Below are 14,080 nucleotides of genomic sequence, written 5' to 3'. Positions count from 1 at the left end.
ACCCGATTTCTCCAGCGAGGCTGGCGAGAGCCGCCGACGGTTCGCCGGGCGACCGTCAAGGCTTATGGATTGAGCAAAGTGCCGGATGGCGTCGATCCAGAAATCGGTAGCCACGAATCCGCGTTTCTCGGTCTTGGCTGGTCGGAAATGACAAAAATTCTGCATCCGACCGGCGGTTTACACAGCCTGATTCCGCGACATCGACAAAGGTTTCCTGACAGGAATGACGAGAAATATGGCAAGCTCGCTGGTCAAGTTACGAAAAATCGTCAAGACCTATGGCGCAATCAAGGTGCTGGACGGCATCGATCTCGATATCGGCAACGACGAATTCGTCGTCGTCCTCGGCCCGAGCGGATCGGGAAAAACGACCATTCTGCGCATGATCGGCGGCTTTACGCAGCCGAGTTCCGGCGAAATCGAGTTTGATGGCATGAGCCTCAACGGTGTGCCGATCAACAAACGTCCGTTCAATACGGTCTTCCAGGACTACGCCTTGTTCCCGCATATGACGGTGGCCGACAATGTCGGCTTCGGCCTTCGCGTTCGTGGCGTCGCCAGCGCACAAATCACGGCAGAAGCGGCAAATGCGCTGAGCCTGGTGGAATTGAAAGGGTTTGCCGACCGCTATCCAGCCCAGCTTTCCGGTGGGCAGCGCCAGCGTGTCGCCCTTGCACGCGCCATCATCTGCAAACCTCGGCTGATCCTGCTCGACGAGCCGCTCGCGGCGCTCGATGCCTCATTGCGTCGCCAGATGCAGACATTCCTCAAGGATCTGCAACGCGAGATAAAGACGTCCTTCCTGTTCATCACGCATGACCAGGAAGAGGCGATCACCATGGCGGACCGGATCGTGATCGTCGACCGAGGCGTTATCTGCCAGACCGCAACGCCTCGTCAGATGTACTACCAGCCTGACAATCTGCTGGTGGCCACCTTCTTCGGCGACAACAATCTTATTCGCGGAACCGCGGCAGAGGTTTCGGAGAAATGGGTGGTCGTGGAGACACCGTTCGGCACCTGTCGGGTGCAAGCGCCCGAAACGTTGTGGGCAACAGTGAAAGACCCGCTGTGTATTGCAGTGCGACCCGAAAACGTGACCCTCGTCGCGGCGGACGCCGCCCCCCTGAAGGGCCGTGTCGTCAGCGTGGAATTCACCGGTCCCATCTCCGTCATCAAGGTCGAGTCTCACTCGGATCCGGCGGCCGTGCTCAACGTCAAATGTCTTAGCGCGGCGAAAGGAATGGAACTCGCCATCGGCGGCGACGTTGGAATTTCCTGGCAGAGCGAGGACGCGTGGCCGCTCCATCCATGAACGTCAACCCAGACAAGAGCGAGCGCATCGTGCGGCAATTCGGGCGCCCGCTCTTCTATTGCTTCGTGTTTGCCGTTCCGTTGCTGCTCATAGCCGCCCCCTTTGCATCGTTCCTGGCGATCAGCGTCGGAGAGGTCAAAGGCTCGGACATCGTCATGAGCCTGACGCTCAAAAACTTTGTCCGCATTGTCGAAGACCCGCTGTATTTCCAGGTCGTCTGGAAGACGATATCGCTTTGCCTTGGCGTCTCTATCGTCACCACCTGCTTGGGCTATCCGATAGCTTATCTGATCGCGATCTCCACGCATTCGATCCGCTATGCCCTGATTTGCATCTTTTCGATCCCGTTGCTGATGAACTACGTCATCAAGATTTACGCCATGAGAAGCATCCTCGGCGGCAGCGGCGTTCTCAACAAATTTCTGGAAATTATCGGCATCAGCGGTCTCAGCAATCTCTTCGTCTTCAATCTGAACGCGGTCTTTCTAGTCCTGGCATCGATACTTCTGCCATTCGCAATCTTCCCGATTTTCATCGCGCTCGAGCGGATCCCGAATTCCTTGCTGCATGCCGCCGCCGATCTTGGCGCGAGCCGCTTCTTCACCTTCACCCGCATCATCCTTCCCCTGAGCATGCCCGGAGTGGCCGTCGCCTTTTCATTCACCTTCGTTCTGGCAATCGGCGATTTCATAACTCCACAGATGGTCGGCGGTCCGACCGGCTTTACGCTGGGGCGTGTCATCTACAGTCAGTTTGGGCTCGCCTTTAATTGGCCGTTTGGCGCGGCACTCTCGATCGTGCTGATGACGATCGTCATGGTGACGATCGCGCTGACTGTTTTCGTTACACCCAGGAGGGCGAGATGAAGCCTTCACGCGCAACCTGGCTTATTCTCGGCGCCTTGGCTCTTCTGGTCTTCGTGATTGTCTATGGGCCGATCGTGGTCACCGTGCTCGGCGCATTCTTCGAGACCAGGGGATCGCAGATTGATTTCACAAAGCCGACGATCGCGTCCTTCGCGGCGCTGGGCAGCGATGAAAGCGTCATACGCGCGTTCTGCGTCACGCTCATAGTCTGCGTCGTTGCCTCTACCCTGGCGATCGTGGCAGGAACCACGGCCGCACTGCACTATGTTTCGGGCCACAGTGTCGATCGCAGCGTCTTGCAATTCCTGATTTTCGTACCGTTCGTCATGCCGCCCATGATCACCGGCCTGGCACTGCTGATCTTTTTCCGCGACGTCGGCATCGCCAGATCCCTGGCGACCGTCATCATCGGCCACGTCATCATTCTTCTGGCTGTGGCCTACCGCACGATTGTCGTCAGGCTCAGCGAGATCAGCTCCAGCCTCACCGAGGCGGCGCTCGATCTCGGCGCCACGCATTGGCAAGCATTCTGGCTGGTAACCCTGCCCAATCTGAAGAGTGCCCTGATCGCCGCCTTCATCCTGTGCTTCGCGCTGTCGTTTGACGAAACCCTTGTGACCATCCTTGTCACCGGCGGCGAAAGCACATTCCCGGTCCGGCTGTGGGCGATGATGCGCCTCGGCTTCTCCCCGTCCGTCAACGCCATCGTGGTGATCGTGCTGGCCATCAGCTCCATCGCGAGCTTCCTAGCAATTCGTTTTGTTCTAGGTACTCAAATTACCCAACAGCCTCTGGGCGGCGAAGTGTAATCAAGCAGCGTGTTGCTCTGCTGAGAAGGTCATCAAGGACATCCGCCGGATCGCGCGGAAGCAATATGGGGCGGATGAGAAGATCCGCATTGTGCTGGACGGATTGCGTGGCGAGGATTCGATCGGCGCTGTGCCGTCGCGAAGGGATAGCCGAGTGCCTCTATCACAATTGGTCGAAGGGGGTTCTCGAAGCCGGCAAGGAGCGGTTGGCAGTGCCGTACCAGCGACGGGTTATTCGCAAAAGACCCGCGATCTCAAGGAGGTCGTCGCCGAACAGGCGCTGGAACTGCGGCTGCTCAAAAAAGCACGATCCCGGATGGGGTCGACGACGCCGGCAAGGCCATCAGGCCAATGTTCAAGATGCTGCACGATGCCTACGGCGTTCAAAAGGATAGCAAGTTCCCATACGACCTCGGGAAGGATTGCATTGTAGACGAATATCACACTCACTGTGCTTCGCGAGCTCGGCGAGATCCAGAAAGTCGCTAGGCGTGAAGATGCTTCCTCGCCAAGGCGCGCCAAGATCTTGTTAGGAGTCGAGGAATTCGGCGCGTCCATATGTCAGAAAATAAGGTATCTTTTTCTGGCACAACGGCCGGTTTTTGCGCTGATGGACATCCGGCCCGGGCGCGATCTTCGCTCGGCCTTCAAGATAGGACTGGCGGCGCTGTTCCAGCCGCGCCTCGACCTTCTCCAAGTCCCACACCATGCATCGCGGCGTGAGATTGGAGCGGCGAGGGAAGTCGCCGTGCTCCTCCATCTCGTAGATCGTGCTATCGGCGAGCGGCACGACCAGTCGGAGCTCATGCCTTCGGATCGTTCGAGGCAGCCCGGTCAGCATGTAGCGAACCGGAATATCCCACCAGGTCTTTTTCGTTGTCATCCTGATACGTCATCACCAGGATACGCATGCGGCTTGGCTTCTTGATCATATCTATCCTCCTGTGGTTGGAGGATTTCTGATGCAGTCCACACTTCGCGTCGGCGTCCGATCTTGCCAACGCTGACGGTACTTTTGGCCGTGATTCCGGTTCGGGCGTCAGACCTAGAATGGCGCGCAAAGAACCGATGGCAGTCGATAGATGACTTGTGGGGACCGGCGGATATTCCTCAACGATATCAGCAGCGTAATTTTCTGACGGGTCTCGGGCCGGTAGTATTTGGATGGAAAAATATTTTCTGCAATGAATTCAAATGTTGCTGTGGATTTGAACAATCGAGTGGGAGTGATTCAGCCTACTCAAACGCCGCCGAAATTACGCGTGCTACGATGCAAGGCGAGACCGTCAGCGATTCGAGGATGCAAAGTTTCTATGGCGAGCACCGATGAGTGAGGCGGATGTGGCCCGACCAGGAGACGACCTATTGAACTGGATTTCGGATGACATCTGTGCGGCATGGGCGCAGTCAGGCAGATCGGCCATAATATCAACACAATGTTATACCGTTACGTATCAATGACGCGGGGCGGGGCCGGTCCGGCCTCTCGAACTGCAAGAGGAGAAAGACATGCGTTCCTTTCCATTCGCGGCGGCGCTGCTGTTCGTGGCGACGCTGCTGGCAGGCGGTGGCGCTCACGCCGAAGACAAGGTGAACATCGTCGCGGCCGAGAATTTCTATGGCGATCTCGCCCGCCAGATCGGCGGCAGCCACGTTTCCGTGACCAGCATCCTTGCCAACCCAAACGACGACCCGCATCTATTCGAAACCAGCCCGTCGACGGCGCGTACTGTCGCCGACGCCAAGATCATCATCTACAACGGTGCGGACTATGACCCCTGGATGGACAAGCTTCTTTCGGCCTCGACCGGCACGCAGCGCACGACCATCGTGGCCGCGGATCTGATCGGCAAGAAGTCGGGCGACAACCCGCATCTGTGGTACAATCCGGTGACGCTGCCGGCGATCGCCAAGCAACTCGCCGCCGATCTTTCGAAGCTCGATCCTGCCAACGCGGCGGATTATCAGGCCAATCTGGCGAAGTTTCAGTCGTCGCTGGATGCAATCAACAAGCAGATAAATGACGTCAAGGCGGCCTATGGCGGGACCGAGGTAACCGCTACGGAGCCGGTATTCGGCTACATGGCTGAAGCCCTCGGCCTCAAGATGTTGAATTACGACTTCCAGGTGGCGGTCATGAACGACACGGAGCCGAGCGCGACACAGGTGGCGGCGTTCGAGAACAGCCTGAAGGACGGGTCGGCCAAGATCCTGTTCTACAATTCGCAGGTGACGGACGAAGCGACGACGCGCCTTCTCGACATTGCCAAGCAGAACAAGGTCACCGTCATAGGCGTCACTGAGACGGAGCCCGCCGGCCAGACGATCCAGTCGTGGTTCGGTGGCCAGATCGGTGACGTGCAGAAAGCCCTTGCCGCGCGCACGCAATGAACGTCATCGCCTTCGACAGAGTTACATTGACCTATGGGGGACGTCGGGTGCTTTCCGACGTCTCCTTTTCCATTCCGCAAGGCGCGTTCGTAGGGCTGCTCGGCGCCAATGGCGCCGGCAAGACGACCATGCTGCGCGCCGTCCTCGGACTTATCCGCCCGGCCAGTGGAGCGATTTCCGTTCTTGGCCGGCCACCGACACGCGGCAATCCCGCTATAGGCTACATGCCGCAGGCGCGCCGCATCGTGACCCATGCCGGCATCAGCGGCTTCGATCTCGTCGTCACCGCGGCGGGCGGCCATCGCTGGCGCTGGCCGGCGGCGTCGGCGCTCGAGAAAGACATGGCATGGAAGGCGCTTGAAGAGGTAGGCGCGGCCGATATCGCCCGGAGGCCATTCGCGGAACTGTCGGGGGGCGAGCGGCAACGTATCCTCATCGCCCAGTCCTTGATCGGCGACCCCAAGCTTCTCCTGCTCGACGAGCCGCTGATCAGTCTCGATGCCGCCCATCAGCGCGCCATCATCGAACTCGTCCACGAGGTCGGCGAACGGCTGGGTATCGCCGTGATTTTCTGCTCGCACGAGATCAATCCCTTGCTGCGCGCCGTCGATGCCGTGCTCTATCTCGGCAACGCCAGTGCCGCGATCGGCAGCGTCGATGAGGTCATCAACGGTCCGGTCCTGTCAAAGCTTTATGGCACGCATATCAACGTGGTGCGGGTAGCCGGGCGCATCTTCGTCATGGCGGACGACATCGAGTTGGAAGGCGCTGCGCATGTTCACGATGTTTGACTACGAATTCATGCGCAACGCCTTCGCGGCTTGCACGGTCGTAGCCATCGTGACCGGGGCGGTCGGATATTTCCTCGTGCTGCGCGGCCAGACCTTCGCCGGACATGCGCTGGCCCATGTCGGATTTCCCGGCGCGACAGGCGCCGGCTTGCTCGGCCTGTCGCCATTCGTCGGGTTGACCGTCTTCACCGTTCTGGCCGGTATCGGCATCGGGCTTCTGGGGGAAAGAGCGCATCGCGACGTCGCGATCGGCATCGTGCTGACGCTTTCGCTCGGTCTCGGCTTGCTGTTCCTGCATTTCTACACCGCCTTCGCGTCACAGGCGACGAATGTGCTGTTTGGAAACGTGCTCGGCATAAGTTACCGGACAGTGATCATCCTTGCCGTTCTGTCCGTGGTGATCCTGGCGGCGTTGATCTTCATTTCCCGGCCCCTGCTCTTCGCCAGCCTGCAGCCCGAACTGGCGGAGGCAAAGGGGGTGAACCTCGATTTCGTCTCGACCATGTTCATGATCATTGTCGCGGTGACGACCGCCGAGGCCACCCAGATCGTCGGCGTGCTGCTCGTCTTCGCGCTGATGGTCGCCCCGGCGGCAACAACGCTGCGCCTGGCGCGCGGCGTGCTGAGAGGCATCCTTATTTCGATCGCGCTAGCGGTCGTCATCGCCTGGACCAGCCTGTCGCTTGCTTTCCTGACCGATTGGCCGACGAGCTTCTGGATCACGTCGCTCGGAGCAGCCGCCTATCTGGCCGCCGGCCTCATCCAGCGTTTGAAGGCGGCGCATTGACTGGCTGAGGTGCCACGCGTTTCTTCAGGCCTGCCGTGCCGTTCACGGTATCGACTTATGCGTGTCTTGCTTCAAGGGATCGCGCGGCCGGGTGAATTGCGGAGCAGGAGGCTCGTAGCGGTATTTGCCAGGGCTCGACCCATTGGATGGAGCCTCCGATGTTTGGGGTATGGCTGCTGGAGGCTTGGTGGCGATGGCCGCGCCTCCGAGCAGAAGTCCGATCGCGACCAGCCAACTGCCCAGGATGCGTGCGCCGATCGCGTACCATGCAGGCCGGAAAATCCGCCCGGTCAGGCCGATTGCGACAATGACCCAGAGGGCAATGATCGTTCCAAACAGCGGGATTCGAGGGTCGTTCACGGTAGGGTCGGTGAGCTTTATGACGACGGCAAAAAAAGCGCCGATCGGCGCCGCCGCCACAGCGATTGTCCAGCCTCTGAAACGGCCGGAAACGATAAGGGCGATGCCAATTATCAGCATCGAAAACGGCGCAGTGAGGAAAGCGTGAGTCGTCGCGCCCGGCACGCCGGCCATAAGGGCAAGATATCGATCGTAAACCAATGCCCCGACCACTTCGCCCAGCAAGAAGGTCGCGAGTGTGAGAACTCTAAGCCTCACGCCTACCAAAGCGGTTGCAACGCCCAGTCCGACCAAGGGCAGGATGCGTTCGGGCGAAAGGGCGCTGTTGAGGATCCACCATGATGTCTGTGTCCTTTCGGAAGACGCCGCGAGCGCGGCGATCATTGCGATCCCGGCGACAGCCAGAACCGGGCCCGACCATCGAAGCAGGAATCGCCCGGGAGTTGCTTCAGACGGCAAGGAAATAGACGCCTCCCGCCGCGATCAATCCGCCCAAGGCCTGGGACAACCGCCCGCCGAATGCCTTGCCCAGCAGAAGTCCGACTCCGATGCCCAGCAGGTGGATCAAGCCGGTGGCGATGACAAACCCAATGGCATAGTCGGCAGGGTCGGCTGCATTCGGCAGTTCCGCCCCATGGGCGTATCCATGGCAGATTGCAAACACCGCAATCATAAGCAACGCGACCCATTCCGCCGGCCGCCAAGCACATGCAATGGCAAGCCCCAAGGCCATGATCGAGAGAGCGATACCAATCTCGACACCGGGCAGCGCGACTCCTGCAATCCCGGCGATCCCGCCCATGACCATGATCAGCGGGAACGCAACCGGCAGCGTCCAGATCGAACGTCCGCCGATCTGGGCGCCCCACAGTCCCACAGCAAACATCGCCAGGAAATGATCGGGCCCGGTCAGCGGATGTTCAAAGCCGCTGCCAAATCCACCTGTCCCTGACTGAATGATATGCGCTTGCGCCATTGTGGACCCGGCCGTCAAAGCGGTCGCAGCCGCCACGAGACGGTAAGAATAGTAGCCAAGCCGGATTTCGTGTCTGCCGGACGGCAGGCTCGCTTTTTCTTCAGGAAACTGCGCCACTCACGGACCTGCCACGATTGCCAAAATGCCAATTGCCGTTGATGGAGCCATCAAAATAGGACTTTTATGGGTAGTGGGTCGGTTGGAATTATCGGCGAGTTTCAATTCGATCACGCAGATATCGGGAACTGCCCCCATCACTTCGCCAGTACATCGCCCTTTGTCCAATAGCAGTCGATCCGACCGTCTGGTCCCACACAAGCTCGACAAATAGCGTTTGGTTCACGCGCCTCTCGCTGGGACAGCCGACCATTTGTCGGATTTCTAAGCCATTCGATCGCTTTCTGTAAGGCTCTCGAATGATTAGTTTCTCGACTTCCTTGGCCTCGACCGGTGCCAGGTATCGTCGATCTCTAGAGGCTTGCCAGCGGCACCGGCGGCCACCGCCGATCCATGCGCGGTGAAGCGTGGATGCATCCGCCCAAGTCCCACATCTTTCTGCTTGATACGTTATACTATAACCGATAACAAGATGAAAACCGTCCCTCAACGGAGTTTCCCGCCATGCAGACCCAGACTCCCGTGACCGTGCTGACCGGCTATCTCGGCGCGGGCAAAACCACGCTTCTGAACCGTATCCTGTCCGAAAATCACGGCAAGAAATATGCTGTCATCGTCAACGAGTTCGGCGAGGTCGGCATCGACAACGATCTTATCATCGACGCCGATGAAGAAGTGTTCGAGATGAACAATGGCTGCATCTGCTGCACGGTACGCGGCGATCTTATCCGCATCATCGACAGCCTCATGCGCCGTCGCGACCGTTTCGACGCGATCCTGGTGGAAACGACCGGACTCGCCGACCCGGCGCCGGTCGCGCAGACTTTTTTCGTTGACGAGGACGTTCGCTCCAAGACCAGGCTCGATTCCATCGTGACCGTGGTCGACGCCAAGCATCTGCTCGGCGAGATCGATGAAGCGCACGAAGCCCAGGAGCAGTTGGCATTCGCCGACACGGTGCTGCTCAACAAGACCGACCTCGTCTCGGCCGAGGAACTGAAGGAGGTCGAAAGCCGCATCCGGCGCATCAATCCCACCGTTTCCATCCACCGCACGCAGCGTTGCGACGTCGATCTCGACAAGGTTCTCGGTCGCAATTCATTCGACCTCGACCGGATCCTTGACGTGGAGCCGGATTTCCTCGTCGAGTTCCACGAGCATGAGCATGATGACCATGTTACCAGCTTCGCTCTGGTCACCAAGGAAGCGCTCGACCCGAAAAAATTCCTGCCATGGCTCCAGGCGATCACGCAGCGGTTCGGCATGGACATGTTGCGCATGAAGGGCATTCTCGCTTTCAAGCAAGACGACGACCGCTTCGTGGTGCAAGCCGTCCATATGCTGCTCGAGGGCGATCACCAGCGGCCATGGAAGGCCGATGAGGAACGGATCAGTCGCCTTGTCTTCATCGGTCGCAATCTGCCGAAGGACATCATCGAAAGCGGCTTCATGGAGTGCCGGGCGTAATCCTTGCCGATCAAGAGAGGCTGCGAAGCTGGTGAAATTCGTCAATCCCTTTGCTCCCAGACGGGGGCCGTCATCATCGAATGCCGACAGGATCAGACAATGGATACGCAATGGGCTTGATCTGAAGGAAGATGTCGCAATCACCGTTACGGAGGTTCGCTGCCGCGAATCCGGCTGTCCTGATCTGGAGACCGTCATCAGCATATTCGAGGAGGGGCGTCCGATGCGCTGCTTGCGCGTCGGCAAGGCAGCGGCAATGATTGGAAAGCCTGACATTGCACTCGCGTTGCAAATCGAGCGGCGGCTTCCCAGCCAGGAGACGGAGGGTTCACCCCGAAAGGTGAACGTCAAACAGCATTGAAGGCATGGACTGGATCGAGGATCAGATTGAATGGAGCGCCGATGGCAAAAAGGTCGCCATCGGCCTGACCCGTTTTGGAGCGGGCAAGAACCTGCTCCTGCTGCCGGCGCTCAGCTCAATCTCGACCCGTACCGAGATGCGATCGCTGCAGGAGCGGCTCGGTACCTCCTTCGCGACGACTGCCATCGACTGGCCCGGCTTCGGCACCTTGCCTCGCCCTAGGGTCGACTGGCGCCCGGAACTCCATCGTACATTCCTGCGCTTTGTCATGGAGAGTATCGTTCAGCCGGCCGCCACCATCGCGGCAGGCCACGCCGCGGGCTATGTGCTGGCGGAGGCCGCCGAAAATCCGGCAGGATTCGGTCGTCTGTGCCTGTTGTCGCCGACTTGGCGTGGGCCGCTTCCAACCATGACCGGCAGGCGCATGGCGCTGTTTCGCGGGCTGGTCAAGGCTGTCGACCTGCCGCTGATCGGGTCTGTCATCTATCGGCTCAATGTGAACAGCACAGTGATCGGCTTGATGGCGCGCGGCCATGTCTATGCCGATCCGACCTGGCTGACGCCAGAGCGTATGGCCGAAAAACGCGCGGTTACCGAAGCGCCTGGCGCCCGCTACGCTTCCTTCCGCTTCGTCGCCGGGGAACTCGATCCGTTCATCGATCGCGACGCCTTCCAGGAAAGCGCGCGACGTATCCCGACGAAGATACTTGTCGCCTACGGTGGCGGAACTCCACGCAAGTCGAAGGCGGAGATGACCGGCCTCGCATCGCTCCCCGATGTTCTGACCGTCGAACTGCCGCGCGGTAAGCTCTCGTTCTATGAGGAGTTTCCCGATCTGACCTGCGAGATGATCGCACCATTCCTCCTCGAATTCGACTGAGCCCAGGTTATTGACGGGTTCGCAATGCCCACGGGGCATGGTGTTCGCGGTTTCGGCCATCGGCCTATGCCAAAGCCGGTACGCATGGGGGAATCCACAGCTATGACCTTGGCGGTCACCCCCAAATAGTTGCCGTACTAGATCCGGGTTTTGGTGTTCGTCAGGGGGCTAAAGCACTGCAATTGGCGCATCGCACTTTGAGTTCGATAGTGACGGCGTTGACCTCGAGGGCCTCCTGTTTGGCCCAGGCCACAAGCCGGCGGTCGACCGTCTCGTCGTGATGTTCAACAACAGTTCCGCAGTCATCACAAATTGCGAGGATCGTTGTTTGTCCATGATGGGGATGCGCGTCGGTGCAGCGCACAAACGCGTTGATGCTCTCGACCTTGTGGACGATACCGCATTGAATAAGGCTGTTGACCGCCCGATAGATCTGCACGGGTGATCTGATCCCTCGAGGCGCCAACTCCCTCAAAATCTCGTAAGCGCCGATCGGCCTACGCGCCTTGGCAATAGTCTCCAGGACCAGCGACTGGTTCTTGGTCAGACCACTGAAGGCCGGATCTGTTGAGTGTGGATCAGGCATTTCGATTCATATTCTCGTTAGGAAATAACGTAACAATTCATCGACGTAGTAACACACCTGCTGGTCGACTGGAATAACGCGAATTGGAATTTGCGGAGATGGAGGCATGTCCGTCCGGTGGGTTGCAAAGAACGGGCGGGTTTACATGCCCAGAGGGCAGCGAGATCGAGCACCAGGCCGAAAATCTCGGTATATGGACGATAGCGCCAGGCTCCTGGAATGGGCCATACCGCCCACCGGCTGTTGTCCGACGGACCATACATCAGAAAAGGCTTCTGAATCCGGTACTGTCGAACTGCGACTGGAGCCGACGTGAAGCCCGTCTGGCGGGGCTTGCTCACCGCGCCGAATTCGCTCCCGACCCGGCGCCGGCCGAATAAAGCTTCAATTCTTCATGCAGGAAATCCGCCACCCGGCGGATACGTATGCTGGTGCGGACATCCCGATGCATCGCGAGCCAAACCGGCAATACCGGCAGCGGCAGGTCCGGCAGCACCACTTCCATCAACGGGTCGCGGCGGATCAGCGGCTCCTGACCGATGCCGATGCCATTTCCAGTCCGCAGCGCTTCCCACAGAACGATCTGGTTGTCCGCCCTGAAACGGAAAGCATTGCGGGTCAATGAGATGCCGAACTGGGCAAAAGCGCGGATCATATCGTCGCTGCGGTCGAAGCCCACCAGATCGTGGGCGGCCAGATCGCCGAGCTCCCGCGGGCGGCCTCGCCGGTCGAGATAGGATATCGCCGCGCAAGTGCGCAGCGGTATGTCCGCGACCTTGCGCGCCACCAGCTCGTTCTGCGCCGGCTTGACCATGCGGATGGCGATGTCGGCATCCCGGCGCAGGAGATTTTCAACCTGATTCGAAGCGACGATTTCGAGCTCGATGCCAGGCTCCTCGACGGCAAGCCTGGCGGTCATCTCCGGCAGAACATAGGCAGCCACCACCTCGCTGGCCGCGATGCGCACGCTGCCTTCGATGGCCTCGACGGACCCCAGCGCCAGGCGTGAGAAGGCGCTGGCCTGCTCGCTCACCGCCCGGCCGCGTTCGAAAAGCGTGCTGCCGGCCTCAGTCAACGCGTAGCCGCTTCGGCCGCGCCGGAACAGCGTCACGCCCAGCGCTTGTTCCAACTCGGCGATGTGGCGGCCAAGCGTCGGCTGGCTCGCGGCGAGCTTTCGCGCGGCGGCGGACAGGCTGCCGGTCTCCGCCACGGTGACAAAACTCTTGATCAGGTTCCAGTCGATCTCTGTCATTCATTTGTGAATATCAGATCGCCATTTTCTGTCAATTTCTATTCGAACTCAAAGGCTTCATACAACAGACGCAAGCAAACACGGAGACGGCCAGCAGCCACTCCCAGAAACAACCAGCCTTGAAAACCAGGAGTATTCAACATGACCAAGATCGCGCTTACCGCAGCCGCCATGCTCGTTGCCATGGGCGCCGCCTTCGCCGGCAGCGACAACTATGGCTCGGCCAACGCCAACCAGCCGGCCGCTACCGTCGACAACTCGTACACGGCTTCGATCAAAAAGTCGGAGCCCGCGGCCAAGCAGCCCGTCGTTCAGGGCAGCGACCGTAATCTGTTTGGCAGCCACTGACAGGTGACACTTGGCAGCAAGCGACGGGGATCCGTCGCTCTGCTGTCGGTCGGATTGCCAGAATGCCGTCTCGCACGGTCCGCAAAACTCGCTACGGACCGCCCCCTCCATCACCAACGAAGCCGTTCAAACTCGAAAGAATCCCATGACCAACACATCATCCCATGCCGCTCTTGTCGAATCCTGGCGTCTGCTCTGGAACGGCGATCTATCTTACACCGACAAGATCATCGCTCCGGATTTCGTCGCCCACGCCGCGCCGCTGACCGGCTTCGGCGATGACACCATCAAGGGCCGCGCCGCCCTCAACGCCTGGGTCGGCGGCATCAATTCCGTCCTCACCGGCCTCAATTTCACGATCGAGCAGGGGCCGATCATCGATGGCGACTTCCTGGTTGTTCGCTGGCGGGCACGGGGCACCTACCATGGCGGTTTCCCAGGCGCATCGGCCAATGCGATCGGCCGCACGATCACCTTCACCGGCACGGACACCTTGCGCATCAAGGATGGTCTTCTGGCTGAATATTGGGCCAACGCCGACAGCCTGCTTTTCATGCAGCAGCTGGGGGTCGCCGAGGTTCCTGGCGCTCAACTGTAGCGCGCCGATACCTCAGAGCCGCCTCACGCATTCCCCTGTACTGGAGCCAGCGACAAGAAATTCCTCTTTGAGAACGACGCCTTCTCGTTCGAAACCCTTCGAGTCACAGGCTATGCAACCCGTCGCCGTGCTGACCTCGGCGAAGTACGGCGACATGGAACCATTATCCAAATGGC

General features: G+C 59.5%; 17 protein-coding genes and 1 pseudogene. 12 read left to right on the top strand and 6 right to left on the bottom strand.

What is annotated here, in order from left to right; genetic code table 11:
* The first annotated feature begins 235 nt into the window (after positions 1-235).
* The 4 genes and pseudogenes from FJ930_RS10115 to FJ930_RS30370 all read left to right on the top strand — a co-directional run.
* Positions 236-1,315 carry an ABC transporter ATP-binding protein gene (locus tag FJ930_RS10115; RefSeq protein WP_246676858.1) on the top strand — a complete coding sequence of 360 codons (1,080 nt, stop codon included), beginning with the start codon at positions 236-238 and terminating at the stop codon, positions 1,313-1,315.
* Entirely contained in the window at positions 1,312-2,181 is an 870-nt protein-coding gene (locus FJ930_RS10110) for an ABC transporter permease (RefSeq protein WP_141837226.1), read from the top strand. Before FJ930_RS10115 ends, FJ930_RS10110 begins: the two co-directional genes overlap by 4 nt.
* Positions 2,085-2,990 carry an ABC transporter permease gene (locus FJ930_RS10105; RefSeq protein ID WP_246676857.1) on the top strand — a complete coding sequence of 302 codons (906 nt, stop codon included), beginning with the start codon at positions 2,085-2,087 and terminating at the stop codon, positions 2,988-2,990. The genes FJ930_RS10110 and FJ930_RS10105 overlap by 97 nt, the downstream gene beginning before the upstream one ends.
* 31 nt (positions 2,991-3,021) lie before the next feature.
* Positions 3,022-3,319: pseudogene (locus tag FJ930_RS30370) on the top strand (IS3 family transposase); the annotation flags it as partial.
* A gap of 200 nt (positions 3,320-3,519) precedes the next feature.
* Here the strand turns inward: FJ930_RS30370 and FJ930_RS10100 are convergent.
* Both FJ930_RS10100 and FJ930_RS30710 read right to left on the bottom strand, forming a co-directional pair.
* On the bottom strand, positions 3,520-3,780 hold the full coding sequence (locus tag FJ930_RS10100) for an AlpA family phage regulatory protein (RefSeq protein WP_246676856.1): 261 nt from the start codon (positions 3,778-3,780) through the stop codon (positions 3,520-3,522).
* Between the two features lie 13 nt (positions 3,781-3,793).
* The gene (locus FJ930_RS30710) at positions 3,794-3,922 is read right to left on the bottom strand and encodes a hypothetical protein (protein WP_281408901.1); all 129 of its coding nucleotides are present in this window, start codon (positions 3,920-3,922) and stop codon (positions 3,794-3,796) included.
* A 577-nt stretch (positions 3,923-4,499) separates the two neighbouring features.
* Between FJ930_RS30710 and FJ930_RS10095 the strand changes: the two genes are divergently transcribed.
* From FJ930_RS10095 to FJ930_RS10085, 3 genes are read left to right on the top strand one after another with little or no spacing between them, the layout of a single operon-like run.
* The gene (locus FJ930_RS10095) at positions 4,500-5,381 is read left to right on the top strand and encodes a zinc ABC transporter substrate-binding protein (protein WP_141837222.1); all 882 of its coding nucleotides are present in this window, start codon (positions 4,500-4,502) and stop codon (positions 5,379-5,381) included.
* Positions 5,378-6,172, top strand: a complete 795-nt coding sequence (locus FJ930_RS10090; RefSeq protein ID WP_141837220.1) for an ABC transporter ATP-binding protein — start codon at positions 5,378-5,380, stop codon at positions 6,170-6,172. Before FJ930_RS10095 ends, FJ930_RS10090 begins: the two co-directional genes overlap by 4 nt.
* The gene (locus tag FJ930_RS10085) at positions 6,156-6,959 is read left to right on the top strand and encodes a metal ABC transporter permease (RefSeq protein ID WP_210245348.1); all 804 of its coding nucleotides are present in this window, start codon (positions 6,156-6,158) and stop codon (positions 6,957-6,959) included. The genes FJ930_RS10090 and FJ930_RS10085 overlap by 17 nt, the downstream gene beginning before the upstream one ends.
* Positions 6,960-7,001: 42 nt before the next feature.
* On the opposite strand, the gene FJ930_RS10080 is transcribed toward FJ930_RS10085, so the two are convergent.
* Both FJ930_RS10080 and FJ930_RS10075 read right to left on the bottom strand, forming a co-directional pair.
* Positions 7,002-7,703, bottom strand: coding sequence for a hypothetical protein (locus FJ930_RS10080; RefSeq protein WP_141837218.1), 702 nt, complete (start codon positions 7,701-7,703; stop codon positions 7,002-7,004).
* 64 nt (positions 7,704-7,767) lie between these two features.
* Positions 7,768-8,412, bottom strand: a complete 645-nt coding sequence (locus tag FJ930_RS10075; RefSeq protein ID WP_348642719.1) for a HupE/UreJ family protein — start codon at positions 8,410-8,412, stop codon at positions 7,768-7,770.
* A gap of 504 nt (positions 8,413-8,916) precedes the next feature.
* On the opposite strand from FJ930_RS10075, the gene FJ930_RS10070 reads away from it, so the two are divergent.
* Genes FJ930_RS10070 through FJ930_RS10060 form a run of 3 tightly spaced genes read left to right on the top strand, consistent with a single transcriptional unit; the run spans position 8,917 to position 11,120 of the window.
* Positions 8,917-9,879, top strand: coding sequence for a GTP-binding protein (locus FJ930_RS10070; RefSeq protein ID WP_141837216.1), 963 nt, complete (start codon positions 8,917-8,919; stop codon positions 9,877-9,879).
* Positions 9,880-9,910: 31 nt separating this feature from the next.
* Positions 9,911-10,240, top strand: coding sequence for a nitrate reductase (locus tag FJ930_RS10065; protein ID WP_141837214.1), 330 nt, complete (start codon positions 9,911-9,913; stop codon positions 10,238-10,240).
* Positions 10,241-10,244: 4 nt separating this feature from the next.
* Positions 10,245-11,120, top strand: a complete 876-nt coding sequence (locus FJ930_RS10060) for an alpha/beta fold hydrolase (protein ID WP_141837212.1) — start codon at positions 10,245-10,247, stop codon at positions 11,118-11,120.
* Between the two features lie 160 nt (positions 11,121-11,280).
* On the opposite strand, the gene FJ930_RS10055 is transcribed toward FJ930_RS10060, so the two are convergent.
* Positions 11,281-11,706: a Fur family transcriptional regulator gene (locus FJ930_RS10055; RefSeq protein ID WP_141837210.1), complete on the bottom strand. Its 426-nt coding sequence runs from the start codon at positions 11,704-11,706 to the stop codon at positions 11,281-11,283.
* Between the two features lie 337 nt (positions 11,707-12,043).
* A complete protein-coding gene (locus FJ930_RS10050; protein WP_140746538.1) occupies positions 12,044-12,958 on the bottom strand; it encodes a LysR family transcriptional regulator in 915 nt (304 codons plus the stop codon).
* Positions 12,959-13,099: 141 nt separating this feature from the next.
* On the opposite strand from FJ930_RS10050, the gene FJ930_RS10045 reads away from it, so the two are divergent.
* On the top strand, positions 13,100-13,306 hold the full coding sequence (locus FJ930_RS10045; protein ID WP_141837207.1) for a DUF680 domain-containing protein: 207 nt from the start codon (positions 13,100-13,102) through the stop codon (positions 13,304-13,306).
* A gap of 145 nt (positions 13,307-13,451) precedes the next feature.
* Positions 13,452-13,904 (top strand): nuclear transport factor 2 family protein, encoded by a 453-nt coding sequence (locus FJ930_RS10040; protein ID WP_141837205.1) that lies wholly within the window; start codon positions 13,452-13,454, stop codon positions 13,902-13,904.
* The last annotated feature ends 176 nt before the right edge of the window (positions 13,905-14,080 follow it).

Source organism: Mesorhizobium sp. B2-4-15 (genome assembly GCF_006658505.1).
In the GTDB taxonomy this organism is placed as follows: Bacteria; Pseudomonadota; Alphaproteobacteria; order Rhizobiales; family Rhizobiaceae; genus Mesorhizobium.
Note: the sequence above shows the minus strand (reverse complement) of the source record. Positions and strands in the feature narration are given on the sequence as shown.

Excerpts from the sequence above, each read along its gene's own strand:
- FJ930_RS10115 (WP_246676858.1), top strand. The coding sequence starts at position 236 with ATGGCAAGCTCGCTGGTCAAGTTACGAAAAATCGTCAAGACCTATGGC.
- FJ930_RS10110 (WP_141837226.1), top strand. The coding sequence starts at position 1,312 with ATGAACGTCAACCCAGACAAGAGCGAGCGCATCGTGCGGCAATTCGGG.
- FJ930_RS30710 (WP_281408901.1), bottom strand. The coding sequence starts at position 3,922 with ATGATCAAGAAGCCAAGCCGCATGCGTATCCTGGTGATGACGTATCAG.
- FJ930_RS10095 (WP_141837222.1), top strand. The coding sequence starts at position 4,500 with ATGCGTTCCTTTCCATTCGCGGCGGCGCTGCTGTTCGTGGCGACGCTG.
- FJ930_RS10090 (WP_141837220.1), top strand. The coding sequence starts at position 5,378 with ATGAACGTCATCGCCTTCGACAGAGTTACATTGACCTATGGGGGACGT.
- FJ930_RS10085 (WP_210245348.1), top strand. The coding sequence starts at position 6,156 with ATGTTCACGATGTTTGACTACGAATTCATGCGCAACGCCTTCGCGGCT.
- FJ930_RS10080 (WP_141837218.1), bottom strand. The coding sequence starts at position 7,703 with ATGATCGCCGCGCTCGCGGCGTCTTCCGAAAGGACACAGACATCATGG.
- FJ930_RS10070 (WP_141837216.1), top strand. The coding sequence starts at position 8,917 with ATGCAGACCCAGACTCCCGTGACCGTGCTGACCGGCTATCTCGGCGCG.
- FJ930_RS10060 (WP_141837212.1), top strand. The coding sequence starts at position 10,245 with ATGGACTGGATCGAGGATCAGATTGAATGGAGCGCCGATGGCAAAAAG.
- FJ930_RS10055 (WP_141837210.1), bottom strand. The coding sequence starts at position 11,706 with ATGCCTGATCCACACTCAACAGATCCGGCCTTCAGTGGTCTGACCAAG.
- FJ930_RS10050 (WP_140746538.1), bottom strand. The coding sequence starts at position 12,958 with ATGACAGAGATCGACTGGAACCTGATCAAGAGTTTTGTCACCGTGGCG.
- FJ930_RS10045 (WP_141837207.1), top strand. The coding sequence starts at position 13,100 with ATGACCAAGATCGCGCTTACCGCAGCCGCCATGCTCGTTGCCATGGGC.
- FJ930_RS10040 (WP_141837205.1), top strand. The coding sequence starts at position 13,452 with ATGACCAACACATCATCCCATGCCGCTCTTGTCGAATCCTGGCGTCTG.